Origin of the sequence: Rhodoferax koreense (assembly GCF_001955695.1) — a bacterium.
Classification (GTDB): Bacteria; Pseudomonadota; Gammaproteobacteria; order Burkholderiales; family Burkholderiaceae_C; genus Rhodoferax_B; species Rhodoferax_B koreensis.
In genome coordinates this window covers 476,152-502,825 of sequence record NZ_CP019236.1, presented here as the reverse complement: position 1 = coordinate 502,825, position 26,674 = coordinate 476,152, and the positions used below count along the sequence as shown (strand labels likewise).

At 67.5% G+C, this 26,674-nt stretch carries 26 protein-coding genes; 6 read left to right on the top strand and 20 right to left on the bottom strand.

Features of this window, described 5'->3' with window-relative positions; all coding sequences use genetic code 11:
* Positions 1 to 7 precede the first annotated feature (7 nt).
* The 20 genes from RD110_RS02375 to RD110_RS02280 all read right to left on the bottom strand — a co-directional run bounded on the left by RD110_RS02375 (position 8) and on the right by RD110_RS02280 (position 19,799).
* Positions 8 to 871, bottom strand: a complete 864-nt coding sequence (locus tag RD110_RS02375; protein ID WP_239467153.1) for an alpha/beta hydrolase — start codon at positions 869 to 871, stop codon at positions 8 to 10.
* Positions 864 to 1,574 (bottom strand): ABC transporter ATP-binding protein, encoded by a 711-nt coding sequence (locus RD110_RS02370; RefSeq protein ID WP_076196341.1) that lies wholly within the window; start codon positions 1,572 to 1,574, stop codon positions 864 to 866. Before RD110_RS02370 ends, RD110_RS02375 begins: the two co-directional genes overlap by 8 nt.
* Complete coding sequence (locus RD110_RS02365) at positions 1,571 to 2,326, bottom strand: ABC transporter ATP-binding protein (RefSeq protein WP_076196339.1); 756 nt, start codon at positions 2,324 to 2,326, stop codon at positions 1,571 to 1,573. Before RD110_RS02365 ends, RD110_RS02370 begins: the two co-directional genes overlap by 4 nt.
* Complete coding sequence (locus RD110_RS02360) at positions 2,323 to 3,300, bottom strand: branched-chain amino acid ABC transporter permease (protein ID WP_076204265.1); 978 nt, start codon at positions 3,298 to 3,300, stop codon at positions 2,323 to 2,325. The genes RD110_RS02365 and RD110_RS02360 overlap by 4 nt, the downstream gene beginning before the upstream one ends.
* On the bottom strand, positions 3,300 to 4,220 hold the full coding sequence (locus RD110_RS02355; RefSeq protein ID WP_076196337.1) for a branched-chain amino acid ABC transporter permease: 921 nt from the start codon (positions 4,218 to 4,220) through the stop codon (positions 3,300 to 3,302). The genes RD110_RS02360 and RD110_RS02355 overlap by 1 nt, the downstream gene beginning before the upstream one ends.
* 70 nt (positions 4,221 to 4,290) lie before the next feature.
* The gene (locus tag RD110_RS02350; RefSeq protein ID WP_083686066.1) at positions 4,291 to 5,463 is read right to left on the bottom strand and encodes an ABC transporter substrate-binding protein; all 1,173 of its coding nucleotides are present in this window, start codon (positions 5,461 to 5,463) and stop codon (positions 4,291 to 4,293) included.
* Positions 5,464 to 5,556: 93 nt separating this feature from the next.
* Entirely contained in the window at positions 5,557 to 6,132 is a 576-nt protein-coding gene (locus RD110_RS02345) for a 3-hydroxyanthranilate 3,4-dioxygenase (RefSeq protein WP_076196335.1), read from the bottom strand.
* Between the two features lie 23 nt (positions 6,133 to 6,155).
* The gene (locus RD110_RS02340) at positions 6,156 to 6,950 is read right to left on the bottom strand and encodes an aspartate dehydrogenase (protein ID WP_076196333.1); all 795 of its coding nucleotides are present in this window, start codon (positions 6,948 to 6,950) and stop codon (positions 6,156 to 6,158) included.
* A 6-nt stretch (positions 6,951 to 6,956) separates the two neighbouring features.
* A complete protein-coding gene (locus RD110_RS02335) occupies positions 6,957 to 7,550 on the bottom strand; it encodes an SRPBCC family protein (RefSeq protein ID WP_076196331.1) in 594 nt (197 codons plus the stop codon).
* Positions 7,547 to 8,353: an FAD binding domain-containing protein gene (locus RD110_RS02330; protein ID WP_076196329.1), complete on the bottom strand. Its 807-nt coding sequence runs from the start codon at positions 8,351 to 8,353 to the stop codon at positions 7,547 to 7,549. Before RD110_RS02330 ends, RD110_RS02335 begins: the two co-directional genes overlap by 4 nt.
* Positions 8,350 to 8,841: a (2Fe-2S)-binding protein gene (locus RD110_RS02325; RefSeq protein ID WP_076196327.1), complete on the bottom strand. Its 492-nt coding sequence runs from the start codon at positions 8,839 to 8,841 to the stop codon at positions 8,350 to 8,352. Before RD110_RS02325 ends, RD110_RS02330 begins: the two co-directional genes overlap by 4 nt.
* Before the next feature lie 6 nt (positions 8,842 to 8,847).
* Positions 8,848 to 9,801: a dihydrodipicolinate synthase family protein gene (locus RD110_RS02320; protein WP_076196325.1), complete on the bottom strand. Its 954-nt coding sequence runs from the start codon at positions 9,799 to 9,801 to the stop codon at positions 8,848 to 8,850.
* A complete protein-coding gene (locus tag RD110_RS02315) occupies positions 9,798 to 11,945 on the bottom strand; it encodes a xanthine dehydrogenase family protein molybdopterin-binding subunit (protein WP_076196323.1) in 2,148 nt (715 codons plus the stop codon). Before RD110_RS02315 ends, RD110_RS02320 begins: the two co-directional genes overlap by 4 nt.
* 108 nt (positions 11,946 to 12,053) lie before the next feature.
* The gene (locus RD110_RS02310) at positions 12,054 to 13,664 is read right to left on the bottom strand and encodes a glycerol-3-phosphate dehydrogenase/oxidase (RefSeq protein ID WP_076196321.1); all 1,611 of its coding nucleotides are present in this window, start codon (positions 13,662 to 13,664) and stop codon (positions 12,054 to 12,056) included.
* Between the two features lie 119 nt (positions 13,665 to 13,783).
* Entirely contained in the window at positions 13,784 to 15,514 is a 1,731-nt protein-coding gene (locus tag RD110_RS02305) for an ABC transporter substrate-binding protein (RefSeq protein ID WP_076196319.1), read from the bottom strand.
* A gap of 86 nt (positions 15,515 to 15,600) precedes the next feature.
* Positions 15,601 to 15,909, bottom strand: coding sequence for a DUF2160 domain-containing protein (locus tag RD110_RS02300; protein ID WP_076196317.1), 309 nt, complete (start codon positions 15,907 to 15,909; stop codon positions 15,601 to 15,603).
* Between the two features lie 16 nt (positions 15,910 to 15,925).
* Positions 15,926 to 16,738 carry a carbohydrate ABC transporter permease gene (locus tag RD110_RS02295; protein ID WP_076196315.1) on the bottom strand — a complete coding sequence of 271 codons (813 nt, stop codon included), beginning with the start codon at positions 16,736 to 16,738 and terminating at the stop codon, positions 15,926 to 15,928.
* On the bottom strand, positions 16,731 to 17,624 hold the full coding sequence (locus RD110_RS02290) for a carbohydrate ABC transporter permease (protein ID WP_076196313.1): 894 nt from the start codon (positions 17,622 to 17,624) through the stop codon (positions 16,731 to 16,733). The genes RD110_RS02295 and RD110_RS02290 overlap by 8 nt, the downstream gene beginning before the upstream one ends.
* A gap of 31 nt (positions 17,625 to 17,655) precedes the next feature.
* Entirely contained in the window at positions 17,656 to 18,726 is a 1,071-nt protein-coding gene (locus RD110_RS02285; protein WP_076196311.1) for an ABC transporter ATP-binding protein, read from the bottom strand.
* Positions 18,726 to 19,799 carry an ABC transporter ATP-binding protein gene (locus tag RD110_RS02280; protein WP_076196309.1) on the bottom strand — a complete coding sequence of 358 codons (1,074 nt, stop codon included), beginning with the start codon at positions 19,797 to 19,799 and terminating at the stop codon, positions 18,726 to 18,728. The genes RD110_RS02285 and RD110_RS02280 overlap by 1 nt, the downstream gene beginning before the upstream one ends.
* A 173-nt stretch (positions 19,800 to 19,972) precedes the next feature.
* On the opposite strand from RD110_RS02280, the gene RD110_RS02275 reads away from it, so the two are divergent.
* From RD110_RS02275 to RD110_RS02250, 6 genes are all read left to right on the top strand, one after another.
* Positions 19,973 to 20,737, top strand: a complete 765-nt coding sequence (locus tag RD110_RS02275) for a DeoR/GlpR family DNA-binding transcription regulator (protein WP_076196307.1) — start codon at positions 19,973 to 19,975, stop codon at positions 20,735 to 20,737.
* Between the two features lie 29 nt (positions 20,738 to 20,766).
* Complete coding sequence (gene glpK, locus RD110_RS02270) at positions 20,767 to 22,260, top strand: glycerol kinase GlpK (protein WP_076196305.1); 1,494 nt, start codon at positions 20,767 to 20,769, stop codon at positions 22,258 to 22,260.
* 61 nt (positions 22,261 to 22,321) lie between these two features.
* Positions 22,322 to 23,551: an esterase-like activity of phytase family protein gene (locus RD110_RS02265; protein WP_076196303.1), complete on the top strand. Its 1,230-nt coding sequence runs from the start codon at positions 22,322 to 22,324 to the stop codon at positions 23,549 to 23,551.
* Complete coding sequence (gene proC / locus RD110_RS02260) at positions 23,548 to 24,387, top strand: pyrroline-5-carboxylate reductase (RefSeq protein WP_076196301.1); 840 nt, start codon at positions 23,548 to 23,550, stop codon at positions 24,385 to 24,387. Before RD110_RS02265 ends, proC begins: the two co-directional genes overlap by 4 nt.
* Positions 24,387 to 24,758, top strand: a complete 372-nt coding sequence (locus tag RD110_RS02255) for a hypothetical protein (protein ID WP_076196299.1) — start codon at positions 24,387 to 24,389, stop codon at positions 24,756 to 24,758. The genes proC and RD110_RS02255 overlap by 1 nt, the downstream gene beginning before the upstream one ends.
* Before the next feature lie 113 nt (positions 24,759 to 24,871).
* The gene (locus tag RD110_RS02250) at positions 24,872 to 26,671 is read left to right on the top strand and encodes an ATP-binding cassette domain-containing protein (protein WP_083686065.1); all 1,800 of its coding nucleotides are present in this window, start codon (positions 24,872 to 24,874) and stop codon (positions 26,669 to 26,671) included.
* Positions 26,672 to 26,674: the final 3 nt, after the last annotated feature.

Sequence of the window (26,674 nt, the reverse complement as noted above, 5' to 3'; positions counted from 1 at the left end):
CCAGCGTTTAGTCGAACAGCGCCCAGGTGGCGCGGGTCATTGGCGCCTTGGGATTCATCCACTCGATGATCACATCGAAATGGTTGCGGCCGGCGATCTCCATCGCTTCGACCGCACAGCCGTGCGTGCGGCAGGCCTCGGCGTATTGCGTCGATTGGCGCTTGAATTCGCCCGTGTCCGCTGCCGCCGCAGCGATCAGCAGTCGTGTGCCGGTCGGTGGCAAGAGATGGATCGGGCTCAAGGCGCGTGCGCGCGCCTCGTCGAGTTGCAGCCACTGGTTGGGCCGCGTCTGCTGCACCGGCGCCAGATCGAACAGGCCGCTGATCAGCGCCCCGCCCTGCACAATCCGGTCGGGTAGCCCCAGGTCGGCCTGCCAACCGGTGGCCAGCAGCATGCCACCGAGGTGGCCACCGGCCGAGCTGCCGGCCACGACGATGCGATTCACGTCCACGCCATGTTGTCCGCCATGGTGATAGAGCCAGGCCATGCCACGCCGGCACTGCGCGACGATCTCTTCAAGAGGCACCTGCGGCGAAAGCCCGTAGTTCAACGAAGCCACGGCGATGCCGCGCTCGGTGAAGCTCTTCGCCATGAACACCGAGTCTTCCTTCGCCAATGCACGCCAGTAGCCGCCGTGAATGAACACGAACAGCGGCGCGTCCGCCCGGCCCGGCACGGGAAACAGGTCGAGCCGTTCATCCGGGCTCGTTCCATACGCCACGTCCCGCACGCAGGGCAGCTGCGCGTACATCGGTGTGGAGGCATCGTGGTACTCCCGGAGGAACACATCCACATCGGCCACCGTGCCGCGTGCGTTGTACTGGCGGTCGAGTTCTTCAGCGTCCATGCGCTGCCAGGGAAATTCAGACACCGAGCGTCTCCTTCATCACGTCCTTCGCCGCCAGCAGGCTCGCCGAACTGCCGCTCCACACCGTACGACCCTTTTCCAGAATGAAATGGCTGTCGGCGATGCGCAGCAGCGGGCCGATGTTCTTGTCGATCACCAGCACGGCCAGGCCGGTGTTCTTCAGCGATTGCAGGCAATCCCAGATCTCGCCGCGCACCAGCGGCGCCAGGCCTTCGGTGGCCTCGTCGAGGATCAACAGGCGTGGATTCGTCATCAACGCGCGGCCGATGGCCAGCATCTGCTGCTCGCCACCGGAAAGGTTCGCACCAAGGTTGCCGGCCCGCTCCTGCAGCCGGGGGAACAGCTTGTAGACGCGCGCCAGCGTCCACGGGTCTTTGCGGTTCAGCCGGTTGTGCGCGGTGGCGACCAGGTTCTCGTAGACCGTGAGATTGGGAAACACCTGGCGCTGCTCCGGTACCAGGCCGATGCCCAGACGCGCGATCTTGTAGGACGGCCAGCGCGACACGTCCTGGCCTGCGAATTCGACCCGGCCCTTGCGCGAGCCCATGATGCCGGTGGCGGCGCGCACCGTGGTCGTCTTGCCCATGCCGTTGCGGCCCAGCAGGGTGACGAATTCGCCCTCGGCCACGGACACGGCCGCGCCGAACAGCGCCTGCGCGTCGCCGTAACAGACCTCGAGATCGCTGATTTGAAGAAGTGAATTCATATGGGCAAGGTCTCGTCACCCAGGTAGGCCGTGCGCACCTCTTCGTTGGCCCGGATCTCGGCCGGGGTGCCGGTGGCGATGATGCGGCCGTAGACCAGCACCGAGATGCGGTCGGCCAGCGCGAACACCGCATCCATGTCATGTTCGACGAGCAGCATGGCGTAACGTCCCTTCAAGCTTTGCAGCAGCGCCACCACCTTGCCCGATTCCTGGTGGCTCATGCCGGCCATGGGCTCGTCGAGCAGCAGCAGCTTGGGCTCGACGACGAGCACCATGGCCAGCTCGAGTTGTCGCCGCTCGCCGTGCGCCAGGTCGGCCACGGGGGATTCGGCGCGGTGCGCGAGCCCGGCCTGCTCGATGGCCCGCAGGGCTGGCGCGGTGAGTTCGGCCTGGCGCAGCATCGGCTTCCAGAAGCCGAAACTGTGGCCGCAATGCGCCTGCATCGCCAGCGCCACGTTCTCGAGCACCGTGAATTCGGGGAACACCGAAGTGATCTGGTAGGAGCGCGACAGGCCACGCAGTGCCCGCTGCGCGGGCATCAGCGCGGTCACGTCCTGGCCGTCGAATTCGATGCTGCCGCTGTCGGGCCGGGCCTCGCCGCCGAGCTGGCCGATCAGCGTGGTCTTGCCGGCACCGTTGGGGCCGATGATCGCGTGCAGCTCACCCCGCCCCAGCGTCAGCGAAACGTGGTCGGTGGCGAGCAAGCCGCCGTAGCGCTTCACGAGACTGTCGATCTTGAGGATCGGGGTCATCGCACCGCCTCCGCCTTGATCGCACGCCGCGCCCGGCGGCCATCCCAATCGAGCAGGTAGCCGTAGACGCCGCGCCGCGCGGTCAGCACCACCAGCACGATGAGCGGGCCGAGCACCATCTGCCAGTGGTCGGTCATGGTCTTCAGCACCTCTTCGCTGAACAGCAGCACCAGCGCGCCAAGCAGCGGGCCGAACACCGTGCCCATGCCGCCGAGCACCACCATCACGATGAGTTCGCCGGACACCGTCCAGGCCATGTACGCCGGCGAGGCGAAACCCGTGAGATTGGCATACAGCAGGCCGGCCACGCCGCTGATGACGCTGGCCAGTACATAGGCCGTGAGTTTGTAGCGCAGCGTCATGAAGCCCATGGCCTTCATGCGCCGCTCGTTGATGCGGCAGCCGCGCAGCACCATGCCGAAGCGGGCGCCCACCAGCCGGTACATGCCGAACAGCACCGCCAGCACCAGCGCCAGCGCCACGTAGTACAGCGTGACCGGCGAGCCCAGGCTGAACAGGCCGAAGTCGCTGCGCAGCGTGACCGACAGGCCGTCATCGCCACCGTACTGCTTCAGGCTCACGAACAGGTAATAGAACATCTGCGCGAAGGCCAGCGTGATCATGATGAAGGCAATGCCCGAGGTGCGCAGTGAGATCAGCCCCGTGACCGCGCCCACCGCCGCGCAGGCCAGCACCGTCACGCCGAGCTGCATCCAGCCGTTGCCAATCTCGTGCTGTGCCAGGATGCCGACCGCATAGGCGCCCAGGCCCATGTAGAGCGCGTGGCCGAAGCTCACCATGCCACCGAAACCGAGCACCAGGTTGAGACTGATGGCGGCCAGCGCAAACACCAGCACGCGGCTCACGAAGGTCAAGGCGAAAGGTTCGCCGGCCAGGCGTGCGTATTGCGGCACGAACAGCAGCAGCAAGACCACGAGCGCCACGAACCATCTGGAATAGGAGACGCTGCGCATCATTGGTTCTTCACCGGAAAAAGACCTTGGGGTTTGAGCGCCAGCACGGCAGCCATGAAGATGCAGATCAGCATCGATGCCAGCGCGGGACCCGCCGCCTGGGCCGTGCTGCGGTCCAGGATGCCGCGCAGCAGCATCGGCAGGAAGGCGCGGCCGGCCGTGTCGATCAGGCCCACGATCAGCGCCGAATAGAACGCCCCGCGCACCGAACCGATGCCGCCGATCACGATGACGATCATCGCGGTGATCAGGATGGGCTCCCCCATGCCGGGCTGCACCGACAGGATCGGCCCGCTCATCAGCCCCGCCACTCCGGCCAATGCGGCGCCGAGCGCGAAGATCGCCGCGTTCAACAGCTTGATGTTGATGCCGAGCGCGGCCACGATGGTGGGGTTGCTCGAACCCGCACGGATCAGCATGCCGACGCGCGTCTTGCTGATCAGCAGGTAACAACCCAGCGCCACCAGCAGCCCCACGGCGATGATGGCGAAGCGGTAGGCCGAATAGGAGATGCCGAAGAGGCTCACCGTGCCCGACAGCGCCTGCGGCACGTTCATGTAATACGGCGACGCGCCCCAGATCCAGCGCGCCAGCTCGTTGAAGAACAGGATCAGGCCGAAGGTGGCCAGCACCTGGTCGAGGTGGTCGCGCGCATACAGCCGCGCGGCCACGATGCGCTCCATCGCGAAGCCCAGCGCCGCGCTGCCGGCGATGCCCACCAGTGCCGCGATGACGAAGGATTCGGACCGCACATACGCCGCCGCGGCGAAGTAGGCGCCCATCATGTAGAGGCTGCCATGCGCGAGGTTGACGAAGTTCATGATGCCGAAGACCAGCGTCAGCCCGGCGGACAGCATGAACAACAACACCCCCAGCTGCAGGCCGTTGAGCATCTGGACGGTGAAAAGGGAAAGGCTCATGGCAGCAGCGAGGGCACGTGAAGGCGGGATGTCGAAGCGACGAAAACGGAGGTGAGACCTGCGCGGTCTCCTACTTCATCGCGCAGTCCTTGAAATACGCGTCCGCATGGTCCTTCAGAACCACGCCCTTGTTCACGAAGGCCGCCTGGCCGCTCGCGTCCTTGGCCACGTCCACGCGGTAGTAGTTGCGCACCGGGAACTGGTTGGTGTTGAACTTGAACGGGCCGGCGACCGACTTGAACTCGGCCGACTTGATGGCTGCACGCAAGGCTTCCTTGTCGTCGGCCTTGCCACCGGTCTTGGTCAGCGCCGCATTGAGCAGCATGGCGGCGTCGTAACTCTGTGCCGCGTACAGCGATGGCACGCGGTTGTACTTCTTCTTGAAGTCTTCCACGAACTTCTTGTTCTGCGGATTGTCGATGTCCGGGCTGTACGGCGAACCCGTGACCACGCCCACGGCGATCTCCTTCAGTGCGGGCAGCGTCGTGCCGTCCACGGTGGAGGTCGACAGCAGCGGCACCTTGCCCAGCAGCCCCGCCTGCTGGTACTGCTTGACGAAGTTCACGCCCATGCCGCCGGGATAGAACACGTACACCGCATCGGGCTTGGCCGCCTGCAGCTGGGCGATCTCGGCCGAGTAGTCGGGCTGGTTGACCTGCGTCATCACCTCGTCGATCACCTGGCCCTTGTAGAAGCGCTTGAAGCCGGAGATGGCGTCCTTGCCGGCCTGGTAGTTGGGCGCCATCATGTAGACCTTCTTGTAGCCCGAATCGGTGGCGTACTGGCCCATGGATTCGTGCAGCGAATCGTTGTTCCAGGAGGTCGAGAAGAACATCGGGCTGCAGCCCTTGCCGGTGAGCGGCGTCGGACCGGCGTTCGAGCCGACCAGCACCACGCCCGCCTCGGTGATCGGCTTGTGCACGGCCATCATCACGTTGGAGAAGGTCACGCCGGTGATGATCGCCACCTTGTCTTTCTCGATGAGCTTCTGGGCCATCTGCACGCCGACGTCGGGCTTGAGCTGATCGTCTTCCTTGATGACCTGCACCGTGGCACCGCCGAACTTGCCGTTCAAGTGCTCCACGCCCAGCATGAAGGCGTCGTACTGGTCCTGGCCCAGCGCGCCCGCCGGGCCCGACAAGGTGCCCAGAAACCCGATCTTGACCGCCTGCTGCGCATGCACCGACAAGCCGCAGGCCGCCAGGCCCAGCAGCACGATCATGCGGTTCAACTTGAATTTCATTTGGCTTTCCTTGGCTGTTAAAGAGAACACGGAAATTGTTTAGTCCTAATTAGTTTAGACATAAACAAATTACTGTCAATAGCGGGTTATCACTCACTCCACCCCGCCCCCCTGCGCCGCTGCGGCCGCCTCGCGCAACGAGTGCCAGGCCTGCCAGTCGCGCCCGGGGTGCACGGTGCCGCAAGCCGGGCACGCACGCAACTTTGGTGCCGACCCGTAAAAATCGGCATAGATGCGCGGCAGGTCTTCGACGATGCTCTGCAACTGCACCTCGCTGCGGTGCACCAGGCCGCCGCATTGCGCGCAGTACCATTCGAAGGCGTCGATCACGCCTTCGGGGCGCGTGCGCTCGATCACGGTGCAAAGGCTGTCCGGATCGGGGCGCTGCGGCGAATGGCGCACGTGCGGCGGCAGCAGGAAGATATCGCCTTCGTGCAGGTCCACCCGTTCGTATTTACCCCTGTCGGCGATCAGCAGATGTGCGCTGCCGCGAAACTGGTGGAAATACTCTTCGTACGGATCGTCGTGGAAATCGGTGCGCTGGTTCGGCCCGCCGACCACGGTCACGATGAAGTCGGTATCGCGCCAGACCTGCTGGTTGCCCACCGGCGGCTTGAGCAGATGCCGGTGCTCGTCGATCCAGCGCGGGAAGTTGATGGGTTTCCTCATGGTGTTCTCCTGAGTGAATGGAATTAGATGACCAGGGATGCGCCGCGGCTCAGGATGCTGCGCACCAGGCTGTGCGCCGTCATCACCGAAGTGCGCGGGTTGCGGGGATCGGGCTGGCCGACGATGCGCAGGGCGATCGAGCCGCCGGACGAACTGGCTTCGATTTCGTGCACGTTGCCTTCGGCCGCGGGGTCGGCCAACATCTGGACCTCGGTCGCTTCGAAGCCCAGGCCGGCCAGCGCCACTGTCGCGGCCACGTTCGCGTTGCGCGGGAACTTCAGCGCGGCCTCGCGCGCCGTGCCGTGGAAGAAGGTGAAGGCGCCGGTCAATGCGCCCAGGTCGCAGGCGGCTTCGGCTGCGCTGCCCGCCCAGGCGGCAGGCGGCTTGCGCGACCGGTACAGCACCCGCTGCAGCCCGGCGCCGCGCGCTGCGGCCAGCCAGTCGATGCCGCCGATCGCGCCCGCGGGCAGCATCAGTTGCCGGCCGGCCCGCCGCGCGGCGTCCAGCAGGCGCTGCTCGCGCGTGGCGTCGGCGAGCGACCCCACCGACGACAGCAGCAGGTCGATACCGGCGCCGAGCACCTCCGCACCGAAAGCATCGACGGCCTGGTGGCCGGCGCATTCCACCACCAGGTCGGGGCGCCGCGCCAGGGCTTCAGCCAGGCTGGTCACGAGCAGGTCGGCCATATCCGGCGCCTGCGCCGCAGCATGCGCACGGTCGCGCACCAGCACCGCGACCACTTCCACCGTCGACGGCAACAGCCGCCGCACAGCCTGGCCGATGGCTCCGTATCCAATCAACACGATGCGTTGAGCCATCACACTTCAGCCTTTGAAACAGAGCCAATAGACCAGGCCCGCGGCCAACGCCACGGCCACCGCGCGGGCCCAGGCCTGGACCGGCGGCCTGGCCGATGCGGCAGGCGCTACGGGCACCTCCGCCACCGGCGAAGGCACATCCGCCTGCGGCGGCCGGGCGGCCAGCTGCGCGGCGAACCGTTCGAAGAAATCCTCGCTCATCTTGCGCACCGTGGCCTCGATGAGCCGGGAGCCGATCTGCGCCAGCCGGCCCCCGATGTGCGCATCGGCCGACCAGTCGAGCCGGGTGTGCGCGCCGCCGTCCTGCGCCGTAAGCAAGACCCTGGCCGAGCCTTTGCCGAAGCCGGCAACGCCGCCCTGTCCCGCGAACTGCAGGGTGCAGCTCTGCGGGGCGACCACTTCGGCCAGCGTCATCGTGCTGGCGAAGCGCGCCGACACCGGGCCAATGCTGATCTTCACCATGCTCTTGTACTCGGATTCGCCCAGGCGCTCGAACCGTTCGCAGCCCGCAATGCAGGCACGTAGCACCTCCGGATCGAGCAATGCCTGCCACACGTCGGCGGCGGGATGGGAAAGTAGTTGGTGGCCTTCGTAGTTCATGGAAGCGTGCTGCTGATGTCTTGGACGGCGCGGCGCGTGAGCACGCCGGCCAGGTGGGCCCGGTATTCGGCGGTGGCGTGGATGTCGCCCGAGGCCTCGGCCGGGTCGATCGCCAGGCCCTGCAATGCAGCGGCCTCGAAACGGCGCGACAGGGCCTGCTCGGCCGCGGCCCAGCGCCAGATGCCGTTGCCCAGGCCTGTCACGGCCACCCGCACGCCATCCACGTGGCGCGCCACGGCCACGCCGGTGAGCGCGAAACGCGAAGCCGGCTGTTCGAACTTGAGGTAGCGGGCCTGCGCCATCGCAGGAAACCGCACGCCGCAGACCACCTCGTCGGCTTCGAGGGCGGTGCCGAACAGGCCGGTGAAGAAGTCGTCGGCGGCGATCTCGCGGCGGTCGGTGCAGACGGTGGCGTTCAGCGCCAGCACGCCCGCGGGCCAGCAGGCAGCCGGGTCGGCGTTGGCGATCGAGCCGCCCAGCGTGCCGCGGTTGCGCACCTGCTGGTCGCCGATGCCACCGGCCAGCGCGGCGAGCACAGGCGCGCGTTCGCGCACCAGCGCTGACGCCGCCACGCTGGCGTGGCAACACATGGCGCCGATCCACAGGCCAGTACCCTCCGCGCGCAACTCTTTCAGCGCCGGCAGGCCCTGCAGATCTATCAGCAACGTCGGTGCGGCAAAACGCAGCTTCATCGCCGCCAGCAGGCTCTGGCCGCCCGCCAGCAGCTTGGCCTCGGCGTCGCCGCGCAGGCCGTCGAGCACCTCGCCCAGCCGGGCCGGCCGCCGGTATTCGAAGCCGTTCATGCGCCCCGCCCTTCCAGTGTGCGCATGTGGCGCAGGCCTTCGCACACCGCGTCCACGATGCCGCGGTAACCCGTGCAGCGGCACAGGTTGCCCGAGAGCGCACAACGCACGGCTTCGGGCTCGGCCGGCACGCCTTCCGCTGCCATGGCGACGCCGCGCATCACCATGCCCGGCGTGCAGTAGCCGCATTGCAGCGCATGGTGCCGGCCGAACGCCTGCTGCATCGGGTGCAGGCCGCCGTCGGTCGCCGCCAGCCCCTCGATGGTCGTGACGGCGCCGCCATCCACCTGCGCCACCAGCAGGTTGCAGGACTTGGTGGCCGCGCCGTCGACGAGCACGGTACATGCGCCGCACTGCGCGGTGTCGCAGCCCTGGTGCGTGCCCGTCAGGCCCTGGTGTTCGCGGATGAAATCCACGAGCAGCGTGGATGGCGGCAGCGTGGCCTCGACCACGCGGCCATTGATCTGCAATGTGACCGGAAGGCGCATGTCGTCCTACTTCGCCAGTCCGCTGCGCGCGAAGGCCTCACGCGTGGCCGCCTTTTCGGCCTCCGTGAGGTTCAGCAACGGCCGGCGCACCGGCCCGCCGACCTGGCCCAGCAGCTCCATCCAGTATTTGGTGTAGGCCTGCGGCGTGCCGCTGGGGCGGGCCGAGCGGAACGCGGCGCGTGCCGGTTCGAGGCTGTTGCGCACCTGGCGTGCCTCGGCGGTCTTGCCTTCGAAGGCCAGCCGCGTGTATTCGTTGATGCGCTGGTCGTTCGCGGTCTGCAGCAGGAAGGGCGGTGTGGAGCACAGGTAGAGCCGCCAGCCGAGTTCGACGATGTTGTCCAGCCATTCCTCTTCCGACGCGGTGCTGACGATGATCTTGTTGCCCGCCAGCTCGGTGAGCCTGGCGTAGAGCGCGCGGTCCACGCTGTACTTGATGGCCACGATGTTCGGCAGCTCGGCGATGCGTGCGCAGAGCTCCGGACTCATGACGTAGCCGCAGTCCGGATGGTTCCACAGGGCGATGCCGATGTCGAGCTGCTCGCTGAGGTGGCGGTAGTATTCGTAGACCGTGGCCTCGGCGTCATGGTGGAAATGCAGCACCGGGCTGTGCACCACGATGTAGTCGGCGCCGATGTCCTGCGAATGCCGCGCCAGGTCGAGCACCACGTCCAGGTTGGTGTCCGAGCACGAGGTCACGATGCCGCAATGCCCGGCCGCTTCTTCCACCGCGAGCTCGAAGGTTCGCTTGCGCTCGGCCACGGACATCGAGAAGAACTCGCCCTGCTTGCCGCACACGAACAGCCCGCCGAGCTGCAGCGTCTGCGCCCAGTGGCGCATGTTGCGGCGGAAGCCGGCCTCGTCGAGCGACAGGTCGTCGCAGAACGGCGTGGCCGTGGCGGCCCAGACGCCGCGGAAGTTTTCGCGCGCATAGCCCTTGGCTTCGGATTTCTTGTATTTCATGGTTCGGACGTCACGGAGTTGTGTTGCATGGCCCGCCACAGGCGTTCGGCCGTGAGCGGGAATTCGAGTTCTGGTTCACCGAGCGGTGACAAGGCGTCGGCCGCGGCGTTCAGCAATGCGGCCGGCACGCCGATGCAGCCGGCCTCGCCCACGCCCTTGGCGCCCAGCAGGTTGGCATCGGTGGGCACGGCCAGGCTTTCGATTTCGATGGGCGGCATGTCGTCGGCACGCGGCACGGCGTAGTCCATCAGCGAACCGGTCACGAGCTGGCCGTCCGCGTCGTAGACGATACGTTCGAGCATGGCCTGGCCCAGGCCCTGCGCCAACCCGCCGAGCAACTGCCCTTCGGCCAGTTGTGGCGAGATGATGCGGCCCGCGTCGTCCACCCAGACGATGCGCTCGATCGTCGGCCGGCCGGTATCGACGTCAATGGCCATGCGCGCGATCACGCAGCCGTAACTCCAGGCCTCGGTGGGCGCGGTGTAGCGGGCATTGGCCACGATGGGCAGCGCCTCGCCCGCCTCGCGCCGCGCCAGGGCCTGACGTGCGGCCTCGACCACGGCACTGCCGCCGATGGCCATGCTGCGGCTGGCCAGCGCGCCGATGCCGTCCGGGCAGGTGGCCGTGTCGCCATGGTCCACCGAGACCAGGGCCGCGTCGATGCCGAGCACTTCGGCGGCGATCACGGCATAACTCGTCTGGTGGCCCTGGCCCTGCGCGGCCGAGCCACTGGCCACGCGCACACGGCCATCGGCCTGCAGCGTGACGCGTGCAGACTCCCAGCCCTGGCCGCAAGGCTCCACATACATCGCGATGCCGACGCCCACCACCTCACCCGCGGCGCGGCGCATGGCCTGGGCCCGGCGTTCGGCCGCATAACCGAAGCGCGCGCAGGCCCGCTCCAGTGCGGCGCGGTAGTCGCCAGCGTCGAAGGATTCGCCGGTGGGCGTGGCATACGGCATGGCCTGGGCCGCCAGCAGGTTGCGCAGGCGCAGCTCGACCGGGTCGATGCCAGCCGCGCGCGCCGCCTTCTCCACCAGGCGCTCCATCAGCAGCGCGGCTTCGGGCCGGCCGGCGCCGCGGTAGATGTTGACCGCCGCCGTGTTCGACTGGGCCGCACCGGCTTCGATGGCGACACTGCCCACCCGGTACGGGCCGGGCAGGATGCGCGCGGCGTTGCGCATCGGCGCCACGGCGCTGAACGGCAACCAGGCGCCGAGCGGGAAACGCAGCTGCGCCGCCAGGTGCACGAAGCGCCCCGCCGCATCGAGCCACAGCGCGCCCTGCAGCTGGGCCCCGCGGCCCTGCGCAGCGGAAGTGAACTCGTCGGAGCGCGACGACACCCACTTCACCGTCGCCTTCAAATGCCGGGCCGCGAAGGCGATCACCAGGTCTTCCGGGCAGACCGAAGCCTTGGCGCCGAACGAGCCGCCGACGTCGGGCGCAATCACGCGCACCTTGTCCTTTGGCAGACCCAGGGTGTGCGCCAGGTCGTCGCGCGCACGGGCGGGCGACTGCGAGGGCAGCCAGACCGTCAGGCTGCCATCGGCCTCGCTCCATGCCGCCACGGCCGCGCGCGGCTCGAGCGACATGGCGACGACACGCGGCTGCTGCTGGCGCACGGCCACGCGGTGCACGGCCAGCGCCTCCGCCGCAACGCGGTCGCCGGCTTCATGACGCACCGTGGTGACCCGCGGCGCGCCGTCGGCCAGGTCGGCCTGGGCCGGCAAGGCTTCGTAGTCGACGAACACCCGTTCCGCTGCCTGCTGCGCGGCCTCGAGGCTGGTCGCGAGGACCAGCACGATGGGCTGGCCGACGGCATCGACACGGTCCATCGGCAGCAGCCAGGATGCGGGTGCGTTCAAGCCAGGCAGCAACGGATTGGGTGGGGGCATCGTGCGCCCCGCGAGTTGCGCGGCACCGAGCACCGCGATCACACCGTCCGACGCTTCTGCCGCGGATGTGTCGATGCCCAGCAGCTTCGCGCTCGGGTGCACGCTGCGCACGAACACGGCATGCAGCATGCCGGGGCGGGACACGTCATGCACGTAGTGGCCACGGCCTGTCAGCAGACGATGATCTTCGACCCGCGCCAGGCCGTCGGGCCTGGTGCCTGCCTGTGTGTGGGCATCGAATGGAGTCATGGAGCGTTGTCTGGAAGAAGATTCACGCTCCGGATTACAGCCGGCCGCAGCCGGGGTCACAAGTGGTATTTATTGAACGATTGTTCAGGTGGGATTGAGAGTCCCGACTCACTCCGGCAAGGTCAGATACAACGCGGCCAGCCGATCAAAGGCCTCGGATTGCGGATCCACGCCGGTCTCCTCTCGCAGGATCCCCGCCACCGCCCCGGCCATCGAGGCCGCGAGCCGGGCATCCAGGAACAGCAACCGGGAGCGCCGCGCCAGCACGTCTTCCACGGTCCGCGCGTACTCGAAACGCGCCGCGAACCGCACCATGCCTTCGGTCAGGCCACCGCCCAGGGCGTTGCCGGAACCCGGCATGGCCTGCACTTCGTCCTGTTCGCTGCCGTAGGCGGCGATGCCGGGTGCGTCGCTGATGCGGCGGTGTACGGGCGCGTCGCCGTCGCGGCCGCCGCCCACCAGGCGCAGGTCGGCCGTCACACTGTCGTGCAGCGGCTGCAGCAACTGGGCGGCCAGGCACTTGTCCAGCACGTCCTCGGCCATGGCGCGGTAGGTGGTCCATTTGCCGCCGGTCACGGTGACCAGGCCGGTCTTGCTGACCAGCACCGTGTGTTCGCGGCTCAAGCCCTTGGTGTTGTCGCCATCATCGTCCTGTGGCTTGACCAAAGGACGCAGGCCGACCCACACGCTTTTCACGTCGGCCCGCGTGGGCGCGCGGCTCAGGTAACGCGCGGACTCGCGCAGGATGAATTCGATCTCTTCCTTGAACGGGCGCGGCTCGCGGTCCAGGTCGTGGCGCGGCGTGTCGGTGGTGCCGAGGATGGTCTTGCCCAGCCAGGGCACGGCGAACAGCACGCGGCCGTCGGTGGTCTTGGGCACGAGCAGCGCATGGTCGGTGGGCAGGAACTCGCGATCCACCACCACATGGACGCCCTGGCTCGGCGCGACCATGGGCTGCGTCTTGCGCCCCACGGCTTCGCCGTCCTTCTGGCGGAAATCGTCGACCCAGACACCCGCAGCATTGACGATGCAACGTGCGCGGATGGTGAAGCGCGCGCCGCCTTCGCGGTCGGTGCAACGCAGGCCGACGAGTTGGCCCTCTTCGTGAATGAGTTCATCGGCCGCGCAGTAGTTCACCAGCAAGGCGCCGTGGGAGGCGGCGGTGCGCGCCAGGGCCAGCGCCAGGCGCGCGTCGTCGAACTGGCCGTCCCAGTATTTCACGCCGCCCTTCAGGCCCGCGGGCTGCGCGGTGGGCAGGTAATGCAGGGTCTTGCTGCGGCCCAGGAATTCCGTGGGGCCCAGACCGGCCTTGCCGGCCAAGGCGTCGTACATCTTCAGGCCGATCCCGTAGAACGGCGTCTCCCAGAACTTGTACGAGGGCATGATGAACGGCAGCGGCTGCGCCAGGTGGGGCGCGTTGTGCAGCAGCGTCGTGCGTTCGTGCAGCGCCTCGCGCACGAGCGCGATGTTGCCTTGCGCCAGGTAACGCACGCCGCCGTGCACGAGCTTGGTGGCGCGCGACGAAGTGCCCTTGGCGAAATCGTGCGACTCGACCAGCACCACGCTGTAGCCGCGCGAGGCCGCGTCCAGCGCCACGCCCAGGCCCGTGGCTCCACCGCCGATGATGGCCACGTCGTACGACCGAGGCTCGGCCAGGCGGGCGAGCAGCTCGGCGCGGCGGGTGGGCAATGGGCTGGCGGAAGGTGTGGAAGGGGTCATAACGGTTCGGTGACGGCGAAGGCGGCAAAGGCGGAAAAGCGAGACCTTGAAAAGCCATGAAAAGAGGCCGCGGGGCGAAATGGCCGCGCGGCCTCAGGGGCGCTATTGTGGGCGCTGCATCAGCGGGCCTTGCCGTCCTTCCAGGCCTTCAGCAGCGTGTCGTAGGCGATGGTCTCGCCCTTGGGCTTCTCGTTGGCCAGCTTCTTCCAGGGCGCATGGTCGTCGCTCAGGTATTTGGCCGGGTCGCCCTTGGGGTTGAGCTTGGGCGCGCAGTGGGCCATGCCGGCACGCTCCAGCCGCGCCATCACGTTGTCCATCTCGTCGGCCAGGTTGTCCATGGCTTTCTGCGGCGTCTTCTCGCCGGTCACGGCCTCGGCCACGTTCTTCCACCACAGCTGCGCGAGCTTCGGATAGTCGGGGACGTTGGTGCCGGTGGGCGTCCAGGCCACACGCGCGGGGCTGCGGTAGAACTCGATCAGCCCACCGTACTTGTTGGCGTTCTGCGTGAAGTAGTCGGAGCGGATGTCGCTGTCGCGGATGAAGGTCAGGCCGGTGATGGACTTCTTCAGCGAAGTGGTCTTGGCGGTGATGAACTGCGCGTAGAGCCAGGCCGCGGCCGTCTTGTTGGCGTCATGGCCCTTGAAGAAGGTCCACGAGCCCACGTCCTGGTAGCCGTTCTGCATGCCCTGCTTCCAGTAGGGGCCGTTCGGGCCGGGCGCCATGCGCCACTTCGGCGAACCGTCGTCGTTCACCACCGGCAGGCCCTTCTTGGTCATGTCGGCGGTGAAGGCCGTGTACCAGAAGATCTGCTGCGCGATCTGCCCCTGCGCCGGCACCGGTCCGGATTCGCCGAAGGTCATGCCCATGGCTTCCTTGGGCGCGTATTTCTTCATCCAGTCGATGTACTTGGTGAGCGCGTACACGGCGGCCGGCGAGTTGGTGGCGCCGCCGCGCGACACCGACGCACCAGTGGGTGTGCACTTGTCGTCGGCCACGCGGATGCCCCATTCGTCGATCGGCATGCCGTTGGGGATGCCCTTGTCGGCCGCGCCGGCCATCGACAGCCAGGCATCGGTGAAGCGCCAGCCGAGCGACGGGTCCTTCTTGCCGTAGTCCATGTGGCCGTAGATCGGCTTGCCGTCGATGGTCTTCACGTCGACGCTGAAGAACTCGGCGATGTCCTCATAGGCACTCCAGTTCAGCGGCACGCCGAGTTCGTAGCCGTACTTGGCCTTGAACTTGTCCTGCAGGTCCTTGCGCGCGAACAGGTCGGCGCGGAACCAATACAGATTGGCAAACTGCTGGTCGGGCAGCTGGTAGAGCTGGCCGTCGGGCGCGGTGGTGAAGCTCGTGCCGATGAAGTCCTTCAGGTCCAGGCCGGGGTTGGTGAAGTCCTTGCCGGCGCCCTTCATGTATTCGGTGAGCGACATGATCTTGCCGTAGCGGTAGTGCGTGCCGATCAGGTCGGAGTCGCTGATCCAGCCGTCGTAGATCGACTTGCCCGACTGCATCGAGGTCTGCAGCTTCTCGACCACGTCGCCTTCCTGGATCAGGTCGTGCTTGACCTTGATGCCGGTGATCTCCTCGAAGGCCTTGGCCAGCGTCTTGGATTCGTATTCGTGCGTGGTCAGCGTCTCGGAGACGACCGACACTTCCTTCACGCCGTTGGCCTGCAGCTTCTTGGCGGCTTCGATGAACCACTTCATCTCGGCCATCTGCTGGTCCTTGTTGAGGGTGGACGGCTGGAACTCGCTGTCGATCCACTTCTTGGCCTCGGCCTCGCCCGCCCAGGCATGGCTGGCCATGGCACACACGGCCGCGACGGCCCAGACGGAATATCGCAATTTCATGACTTGTCTCCTCGTTGGCTGACCCCCTTGGTGAACGACGTCTGGCCCGGCTTCGGGGGTGAACAAAGCCGAATCCTCGAACACTTTCAACCCTTGCGCATCACGATGGCCAGCAGCAGCATCGAGACCACGAAGCTGATCCAGATCGACGGATCGCCGTCCAGCTTGAACCACTCGGCGAACTTGCCGCTCAAGCCCACGAAGGCCAGGTTCACATAGGCCGCGAGCAGCAGGCCGATGAACAGGCGGTCGCCGCGTGTGGTTTCCATCGGCAGCCAGCCGCGGCGCAGCGTGGTCGGCGACTTGATTTCCCAGACCGTCATGCCGGCCAGCATCAGCACCACACAACCGAAAAATATGGCGACCGGCAAGGTCCAGGCCATCCACTCGAACATGTTGCTCTCCTTGAGATCAGACCCGCCCCATGGCGAATCCTTTTGCGATGTAATTGCGAACGAACCAGATCACGATGGCGCCGGGCACGATGGTCAGCACGCCCGCGGCGGCCAGCGTCGCCCAGTCCATGCCGGACGCGCTCACCGTGCGCGTCATGGTGGCCACGATGGGCTTGGCGTTCACGCTGGTCAGCGTGCGCGCCAGCAGCAGCTCGACCCAGCTGAACATGAAGCAGAAGAACGCCGCCACACCCACGCCGGCCTTGATCAGCGGCAGGAAGATGGTGAGAAAGAAGCGTGGGAAGGTGTAGCCGTCGATGTAGGCCGTCTCGTCGATCTCGCGCGGGATGCCGCTCATGAAACCTTCCAGGATCCACACCGCCAGCGGCACGTTGAACAGCAGGTGCGCCAGCGCCACGGCCAGGTGCGTGTCCATCAGTCCGACCGTGGTGTACAGCTGGAAGAACGGCAGCAGGAACACGGCCGGTGGCGTCATGCGGTTGGTCAACAGCCAGAAGAACACGTGTTTGTCGCCGAGAAAGCTGTACCGGCTGAACGCATAGGCCGCCGGCAGCGCTACGGTGAGCGAGATCACCGTGTTCATGCCCACGTAGATCAGGCTGTTGATGTAGCCGTCGTACCACGAAGGATCGGTGAGGATGGTGTGGTAGTTGGCCCAGGTGAACTGTTGCGGCCAGAGCGAGAAGCTGGCCAGGATTTCCGAGTTCGTCTTGAACGACATGTTGACCATCCAGTAGATGGGCAACAGCGCGAACAGCAGGTACGCGATCAGGAAGATCGTGCGTTTCTGGAATTTCGCTTTATTCATTTCCACCCTCCTTCTCTTGCGTACCGACGCGCTGCATCCAGTTGTAGAGAATGAAACACAGCAGCAGGATGATCAGGAAATAGATCAGCGAAAACGCCGCCGCCGGCCCCAGGTCGAACTGGCCCACGGCCTTCTGCGTGAGGAACTGCGACAGGAAGGTGGTGGCATTGCCCGGCCCGCCGCCGGTCAGCACGAAGGGCTCGGTGTAGATCATGAAGCTGTCCATGAAACGCAGCAGCACGGCGATCATCAGCACGCCGCGCATCTTGGGCAGCTGGATGAAGCGGAACACCGCGAACTTGCTCGCGCCGTCGATGCGCGCGGCCTGGTAATACGCGTCGGGAATGGAGCGCAGGCCGGCGTAGCCGAGCAGCGCCACCAGCGGCGTCCAGTGCCACACATCCATCAGCAGCACCGTGAGCCAAGCATGCGTGGCATTGCCGGTGTAGCTGTATTCGATGCCCATGCCCTGCAGCGCCGCGCCCATGAGGCCGATGTCGGAACGGCCGAAGATCTGCCAGATGGTGCCGACCACGTTCCACGGGATCAGCAGGGAGAGCGAGACGATCACCAGCACCGCCGACGCCTTCCAGCCCGTGGCTGGCATCGCCAGCGCCAGCAGGATACCGAGTGGCAGCTCCACCGCGAGCACGGCCATCGAGAAGGTGAGCTGGCGCAGCAGCGCGGCATGCAGCTCTTCGTCGCGCATCACCGCGACGAACCATTCGGTGCCGACGAAGACGCGGCGTTCGGGCGAGATGATGTCCTGCACCGAATAGTTGACCACCGTCATCAGCGGCACGATGGCGGAAAACGCCACGCAGACCAGCACCGGCAGGATCAGGAACCAGGCCTTCTGGTTGACGGGTTTGGTGGTCACGCTCATGGGCGAACCTCCGTGCTGCGCAGTGCGGTGCTCATGGCACGATCTCCTCGTTCTGGTAGAAGCAGGTGTGAGGCCCGAGCAGCTTGAGCCACACCGTGGCGCCCACCGCAGGCAGCGTGGCCTCGCTGCCGAGCTTGGCCTTGATCGGCTGGCCCGCCAGGGTGGCGGTCAGCATGAAATGCGTGCCCACGTCCTGCAGCTTGTCGACGACACAAGGCAAGGCACCGGGCTCCTGCGGCGCGGCCAGCCGGACGTATTCGGGGCGCACACCCAGGCGCAGTGCGCCTTCGGGCAAGGCGCGCGGCAAGGGCAGGCGCAGGCCGGCCACCAGCAAGGCGCCGCCCTCCACGTTGGCCGGCAGGAAATTCATGCCGGGCGAGCCGATGAAGTTGCCGACGAAGGTGTGGCTCGGCCGTTCGAACAAGGCGTCGGCCGAGCCGACCTGCACGGCGCGTCCGCGCGTCATCACCACCACCTGTTCGGCGAAGGTCAGCGCCTCCACCTGGTCGTGCGTGACGTAGATCAGCGTGAGCTTGAGCTCGCGGTGGATCTGCTTCAGCTTGCGCCGCAGTTGCCACTTGAGGTGCGGGTCGATCACGGTCAGCGGCTCGTCGAACAGCACGGCCGACACGTCGGGCCGCACCAGGCCGCGGCCAAGCGAGATCTTCTGCTTGGCGTCGGCGGCCAGGCCGGCGGCGCGCTGGTTGAGCTGGCCGCTCATCTCGAGCATCTCCGCGATCTCGCCCACACGCTTGTCGATCTGCGCCTGCGGCAGCTTGCGGTTGCGCAGCGGGAAGGCCAGGTTCTCGGCCACCGTCATGGTGTCGTAGATCACCGGGAACTGGAACACCTGGGCGATGTTGCGCTCCTGCGGCGTGGCCCGGGTCACGTCGCGGCCGTCGAACAGCACCGTGCCCTGGGACGGCGCGAGCAGGCCCGACATGATGTTGAGCATGGTGGTCTTGCCGCAGCCCGAGGGCCCGAGCAAGGCGTAGGCGCCGCCGTCGGCGAACTCCATCTTCAGCGGCAGCAGCGCGTAGTCGCTGTCGTGCTGCGGATTGGCGCGGTAGGCATGGGCCAGGTCGAGGGTGATGCGGGCCATCAGACGAGCCCCCGGAAAGCCGGCGCGCGCAGCAGGCTGCCGGTCGCGTCGAACACATAGACCTGCGCGGGATCGAGGTACAGCCGCAGCGCCGCGCCGAGCTCGAAATAATGCACGCCGCCGAGCTGCGCGACGAGTTCGCCCACGACCGTGGCCACGTGCACGAAGGTGTCGGAGCCCGAGATTTCGGCGAGTTCGACATGGCCGTCCAGCGCCACGTCGCCCGGCCGCTCGTCCACATGCAGGGCGCTGGCGCGCAGACCGGCCGTGACTTCACCGGTTGCGGTGTCGGGCAGGTCCATCGCCAGCATGGGCCCGGCATCGAGCACCACGCCGCCGGCCGCGCGGCGGCCCGCCACCAGGTTCATTGGCGGATCGCTGAAGGCCCGCGCCACGCGCAGCGATTGCGGCCGGTGGAAGACTTCGGCCGTGGGACCGTACTGCAGCAGCTCGCCCGCGTCGAGCACGGCCGTGTAGCCGCCGAGCAGCAAGGCCTCGCCGGGCTCGGTGGTGGCGTAGATCACGGTGGAGTCGCCGGCCGCGAACAGCGCGCCGAGTTCGTCGCGCAGTTCCTCGCGCAACTTGTAGTCGAGGTTGACCAGCGGCTCGTCGAGCAGCATCAGCGGCGCGGCCTTGGCCAGCGCGCGGGCCAGCGCCACGCGCTGCTGCTGGCCGCCGGAAAGCTCCGCCGGGTAGCGGTCGAGGAACATGTCGATGTGCAGCTTGCCGGCGAGTTCGTCCACGCGCTGCGCGATGTTCGTTTCACCGCGCAGCTTCAGCGGCGAGGCGATGTTGTCGCGCACCTTGAGCGAGGGGTAATTGATGAACTGCTGGTAGACCATGGCCACGTTGCGCTCGCGCACCGGCTGGCCGACCACGTCGACGCCGTCGACCAGCACGCGGCCCTGCGTGGGTGCGTCCAGTCCGGCCATGATGCGCATCAGGCTGGTCTTGCCGGCTTGCGTGGCACCGAGCAACACGGTGACCGCACCCGGCTTGGGCGCCAGGCTCATGGCATACAGCCAGGGCTGGGCACCCACTTTCTTGCTCACGGCTTCCAGCGACAACTGCATCGGTACGTCCCTCTTTGGCTTCCATTATTTTCGGTTTTGCGAATTATTGTTCGCTTGTGTGAGCTATTTCCTAGTACGAACCCTTAGAAATTTTCTTTTCCTTTCGTTTTACAGTCGATGCAACCGTCAATACCGACCTGTTGTCACACGGCCGTCACCGTTCCGAGCACGCCATGAGCCCCAACCCCCGTCAAATCCTGCTGTTGCAAGCCGTCCAGGCCCAGGGCTCGGTCATGCTCGACGACCTGGCCGCCAAACTGGGCGTCACCCTGCAGACCATGCGCCGCGACGTGCAGCGGCTGGCCGACGAAGGCCTGCTCACGCGTTTCCACGGCGGCGTGCGCGTGCCAAGCTCGACCACGGAAAACATCGCCCACCAGCAGCGCGAAAACCTGCATGCCGCGGGCAAGGCCCGCATCGCCCGCGCCGTGGCCGCCGAGGTGCCCAACGACTGCTCCCTGATCCTCAACATCGGCACCACCACCGAGGCCATCGCCAAGGCGCTGCTGCAGCACAGCGGCCTGCGCGTGATCACCAACAACCTCAACGTGGCCATCATCCTGAGCGCGAATCCGCGGTGCGAAGTCATCGTGGCCGGCGGCGTGCTGCGCGGGCGCGACCGCGGCGTGGTGGGCGAGGCGGCGATCGATTTCATCCGCCAGTTCAAGGTGGACATCGCCCTCATCGGCATCTCGGGCATCGAGGCCGACGGCTCGCTGCGCGACTACGATTTCCGCGAGGTGAAGGTGTCGCAGGCCATCATCGCCCACGCCCGCGAGGTGTGGCTGGCCGCCGACCACAGCAAGTTCAACCGCCCGGCCATGGTGGAGGTGGCGCAGCTCGCGCAGATCGACCGCCTGTTCACCGACGCGCCGATCCCCGAACCGTTTCCCGCCTTGCTCGCCGAGGCGCAGGTGCGCTGCCACATCGCGGCCTGACACCTCTTTTCCAGAAGCCACAAACCGCCATGACCTACCTTCTCGCCCTGGACCAGGGCACCTCCAGTTCCCGCAGCATCGTCTTCGACGCCGAAGGCCACATCAAGGCGATGGCCCAATTGGAGTTGCCGCAGATGTTCCCGCAGCCCGGCTGGGTGGAGCACGACCCGATGGAGATCTGGCGCACCCAGCTCGCCACGGCCCGCCAGGTGCTGGCCGAGGCCGGTCTCAAGGCCGGCGACATCCATGCCGTGGGCATCACCAACCAGCGCGAGACCACGCTGGTGTGGAACCGCCGGACCGGCCAGCCGATCCACCACGCCATCGTCTGGCAGGACCGCCGTGCCGAGCCCACCTGCGCGCAGTTGCGCGCGCGTGGCCTGGCCGACACCATCCAGCAAAAGACCGGCCTGCTGATCGACGCCTATTTCTCCGGCACCAAGCTCAAGTGGCTGCTCGACAACGTGCCGCAGGCGCGCGACATGGCCGCGCGTGGCGAACTCGCCTTCGGCACGGTGGACAGCTGGCTGATCTGGCAGCTCACCGGCGGCCGGGTGCACGCCACCGACGTGACCAACGCCGCTCGCACCATGCTGTTCAACGTGCACACCAACGCGTGGGACGCCGAGTTGCTCGAAGCCCTCGACATCCCGCCGGGCCTGATGCCCGAAGTGCGCCCCAGCAGTTCGCATTTCGGCGACATCCAGCCCGAACTGCTGGGCCAGGCCATCCCCATCGGCGGCGTGGCCGGCGACCAGCAAAGCGCGTTGTTCGGCCAGGCCTGCTTCAAGGCCGGCATGGCCAAGAACACCTACGGCACGGGTTGCTTCATGCTGATGCACACCGGCAACGGCTTCCAGACCTCACACAATGGCCTGATCACCACCAGTGCCGCCCAGACCACGACCGCCACCGAATTCGCGCTCGAAGGCAGCGTCTTCGTCGGCGGCGCCGTGGTGCAATGGCTGCGTGACGGCCTGCACGCGATCCAGAGCAGCAGCGAGGTGCAGACGCTGGCGCAAAGCGTGCCCGACTCCGGCGGCGTGGTCATGGTGCCGGCCTTCACCGGCCTGGGCGCGCCCTACTGGCAGCCCGAGGCCCGCGGCACCATCACCGGGCTCACGCGCGGCACCACCATCGCCCACATCGCGCGCGCCGCACTGGAAAGCATCGCCTACCAGAGCGCTGCGCTGTTGCAGGCCATGAGCCGCGACGCGGTGCAGGCCGGCGCAGCGCCAGTGGCCGAGTTGCGCGTGGACGGCGGCGCCTGTGTCAACGACCTGCTGATGCAGTTCCAGGCCGACCTGCTCGGCATCCCGGTGATCCGCCCGGCGGTCACGGAGACGACGGCGCTCGGGGCGGCCTTCCTCGCGGGCCTTTCCACCGGTGTCTACGCCAGCACCGAAGAATTGTCGAGCCTGTGGCGCGCCGAACGCCGCTTCCTGCCGACGCTGAGCCCGCAGCGGGCCTCGGGCCTGATGGGTGAATGGGAACGCGCGGTGCGGCAGGCGTCGCTGACCTGAACCAGCCGTTGGGCGGCGCGCCCAGCCCCTCACCCGGCTGAGCGGCCATTAGACTGGCGCCATGCCCTGCGCCCAAAACGCCCGCTTCGCCATCTCCCGTCGCCACCTGTTGATCGGCGGCACCAGCGCGGCCCTGCTGTCGGCCTGCGGCGAACCGCGACAGGCGGCATTCCAATCCACGCCCGGCATGCCCAGCCTGCGCTTGATCGGCGAGACCACGCTGGCGCACCGGCTGGCCTTCAAAGGCACGACGGTCGGCGGCCTGTCGGGCCTGGACTACGACGCCGGGCAAGACCTGTGGGTGGCCATCAGCGACGACCGCTCCGAACATCAGCCCGCACGCTTCTACACGTTGCGGCTGGCCATTTCCGCTCAAGGCCTGGCCGCGCCGGAACTGGTGGACACCGTGCCGCTGCGCCAGCCGGACGGCCGTACCTATCCAAGCCGCCGCCAGAACCCGCGGGCCGAGGTGCCCGACCCCGAGGCGATCCGCTGGCGGCCGCAGACGCAGACCCTGCTGTGGACCAGCGAGGGCGACGTGCGTCGCGGTGGCGATCCGGCCCTGTTCGAGATGGCGGCCGACGGCCGGGAACTGCGCCGTTTTGCGCTGCCCGCCCATTTCCGGGCCGATCCGTCGGGCCAGAGCGGCCCGCGCGACAACCTCGCTTTCGAAGGCCTCACGCTCACGCCCGACGGCAGCGCAGCCTGGGTGGCGATGGAAAACGCGCTGGTGCAGGACGGCCCCGAGCCCAGCGTCGGCGCGCCGGGTGGCCCGTGCCGCGTCACGCGCTTCGACCTCGCGACCGGCCAGGCCACGGCCCAGCGCGCCTATGTGCCGGATGCGATCCCCCAGGCACCCGCGCCCGCCATCGGCTTTGCCGATAATGGCGTGAGCGAGATCCTGGCGGTGGACGCCGACCGGCTGCTGGTGCTCGAGCGCGCCTACATGATGGGCGTGGGCAATTCGCTGCGGCTGTACCTTGTCGATACGCGCCAGGGCAGCGACACGCTGACCGAGGCGCGATTGATGCCGCCCTCCCCGGCTACGAACTGGTCGCCGATGCCCAAGACATTGCTCGCCGATTTCTCGGCCTTCGTCGGCCCCCAGCCGGACGGCCGGCCCGGCCTGAGGCGACTGGACAATACAGAAGGCATGGCCTGGGGGCCGCGCCTCACGGGTGCGAACGGCCAACCCGGCCACCGCACCCTGGTCTTTGTCAGCGACGACAATTTCAATCCCGCCCAGACCACGCAACTGATCGCCTTCGAATTCCTGGAAACCACACCATGACCAGCAACACCCCCCCGACCACTCCCGCGCACATCGCCTTCATCGGCGGCGGCAACATGGCCAGCGCCATCATCGGCGGCCTGATCCAGCAAGGCCTGGCCGCCGACCAGATCACCGTCGTCGAACCCTGGGCCGAAGCGCGCGCCAAGCTCGCCGCCGACTTCGGCATCACTGCGCACGAGGCGCCCGGCCCGGCGCTGGCCCAGGCCGGCACGGTGGTCTGGGCCGTGAAGCCGCAGACCTTCAAGGAAGCCGCGCTGCAGGTCCGCGCCCACACCCCGCAGGCGCTGCACCTGAGCGTGGCTGCCGGCATCCGCAGCGAAAGCATCGCCCACTGGCTCGGCACCGAACGCGTGGTGCGCGCCATGCCCAACACGCCGGCCCTGGTCGGCCAGGGCATGACCGCGCTGTTCGCCCGGCCCGGTGTCACGGCGCAGGACTGCCGCAGCATCGAAGGCGTGCTGGCGCCGACCGGCGAGGTGTTGTGGGTGGCGGAAGAAGTGCAACTCGACGCGGTGACGGCGCTGTCAGGCTCCGGCCCGGCCTACGTGTTCTACTTCCTGGAGGCCATGGCCCAGGCCGGCACCGACATGGGCCTGCCGCGCGAGCAGGCCTACCAGCTCGCCGTGGGCACCTTCGCCGGCGCCGCCGAGCTCGCGCGCCGCTCCACCGAGCCACCCGAGGTCCTGCGCCAGCGCGTCACCTCCAAAGGCGGCACCACCTTTGCGGCCATCACGCGCATGGAGCAGGCCGACATCAAGACGCAGTTCATCCAGGCCATGCGCGCCGCCGAGCAGCGCGCACGCGAGCTCGGAGACGAGTTCGGCGCGGGCTGATGCAACTCCACTACCTCGATTTCGACTACAGCGAAGACGACGCCGGCAACGGCGTGTTCGACGCCATGGCCGCGGCGTGGCCGGAGCAACTCGCGGCGCTGCATGCCGAGGTGGCGACGGTGCTCGGATGGGCGCATGCGCAGTTCGGCGAGCCCGGGCCGATCGACGAGGAGGCGGACTGGGACGTGGACCTGGGCAGCCTGGTCGAGACCAGCGAGCGGCAGACCCTGGCCTTTGACCCCGTGGCGCAGCGGCTCACCGCCGTGCCCGGCGCACCCGGCCAACCGCGGCATACGGTCAGCGTTTCGATCAGCGGCAGGCCGGCTTTCTGCGCGGCGCTGCGCGAACGCTTCGGGCTGGACGGGCCCTGACCCGGCAAAGACGGCGTTTTCCGTAGCCAGACGCAGGCGCCGTCCGACAGGGTGGCAAGTTCGGCCGGCCCCAAGCTTCAGACGGCGTGTTGCAACCTTTCCGACTGAACCGAATGCCGATCTCCGCGTCCGCCGTGCCTGCCATCGAATCTCCACCCGCGTCGCTCGCCCCGGCCGCAGACACGGCATCGCCGAGGCCGAGGCGCCGCGGTTCGGCGCTGTCGCTGGAGGGCTGGCGGCAGTTCGTTAAGGTGGCGATGCCCTACTGGCTCGGCGGACGCCGCCGGGCCGCCTGGTCGCTGCTGGGCCTGCTGATCGTGCTGATGCTGTGCGAGACGCAGCTGGCGGTGATGCTCAATGACAAGACCGGCGAGATGACCTCGGCCCTGGCCGCGCGCGACAGCCCCCGCTTCTGGGACGCGGTGCGGGCCTGCCTGCTGGTGCTCTCCTTCGCGGTGCCGGTGTACGCCTATTACTACTACCTGCGCGATGCGTTTTCCAACCACTGGCGGCGCTGGATGACGGGCCAGTTCCTCGACGGCTACCTCGGCCGGCGCAAGTATTACGCGCTCAATGCCGGCAGCGGCATCGACAACCCCGACCAGCGCATCAGCGAAGACATCAACACCTTCACCGGCCGCTCCATCAACTTTTTGCTGATCTTCCTCGGCTCGCTGATGCAGCTGGTGGCGTTCAGCACGGTGCTGTGGTCGATCTCCCAGGTGCTCGTCGCCTTTCTGGCCCTCTACGCGTTTCTCGGCACCTTCGTGGCGCTGTATGTGTTCGGCACGCCGCTGATCCGGCTCAACTTCTGGCAGCTGCGGCGCGAGGCCGACTTCCGCTTCGGCCTGATGCGGCTGCGCGAGAACGCCGAGTCGATCGCCTTCTACCGCGGCGAGGCGCAGGAGCGGGCCCAGATCGATGCGCGCTTCGACGCGGCGTTCAAGAACTACAACCGGCTCATCCGCAAGCAGCGTTCACTGAACCTGTTCCAGCGCGCCTTCAGCCAGCTCACGCTGGTGATTCCGGTGGTGATCCTGGCCCACGGCGTGTTGTCGGGCGAACTCGAGGTCGGCCGCGCGGTGCAGGCCGCGGGCGCATTCGCCGCCGTGCTGGGCGCGGTGTCGCTGATCGTCGACAACTTCGAGAGCCTGAGCCGCTTCGTGGCCGGCATCGACCGGCTGCATGGCCTGTCCAACGCCCTGGCGCAGGACGAGGCCGGCGCTGGCCCGGCCGCGCCCGAGATCACGCTCAAGGTCGGCCCGCAGTTGGCCATCGACCGGCTCACCCTGCACACGCCGCAGTTCGGCCGCCTGCTGGTGAAGGACCTGAGCCTGCGCCTGGCGCCGGGTGAAAGCCTGCTGATCACCGGGGCCAGCGGCTGCGGCAAGAGTTCGCTGCTGCGCGCCATGGCCGGCCTGTGGAAGAGCGGCAGCGGCACGGTGTGGCAGTTGCCGATGGCGGAGGTGTTCTTCCTGCCGCAGCGGCCCTACATGCAGATCGGCACGCTGCGCAGCCAGTTGCTCTACCCGGCCACGGCCTCGGACTGCAGCGATGCGCGGCTGTGCGAAATCCTCGACGAAGTGCGGCTGCCGTCACTGGTGGCGCAGGTCGGCGGGCTCGACGCTGTGCACGACTGGGAAAAGCTCTTGTCCACCGGCGAACAGCAGCGCCTGGCCTTCGCGCGCGTGCTGGTGCGCCAGCCCCGGCTGCTGATCCTGGACGAGGCCACGAGTGCGCTCGACAGCGCGACCGAGGCGCTGCTCTACCAGCGGCTGCAGGCCAGCGGCGTGACGCTGGTGAGCATCGCCCACCGCGCGGCGGTGCTGCGCTTCCACAGCCATGTGCTGCAGCTCGCGGGAGACGGCGGCTGGTCGCTGTGCGAGGCCCGCGACTACCGCTTCGACCACTGAGAC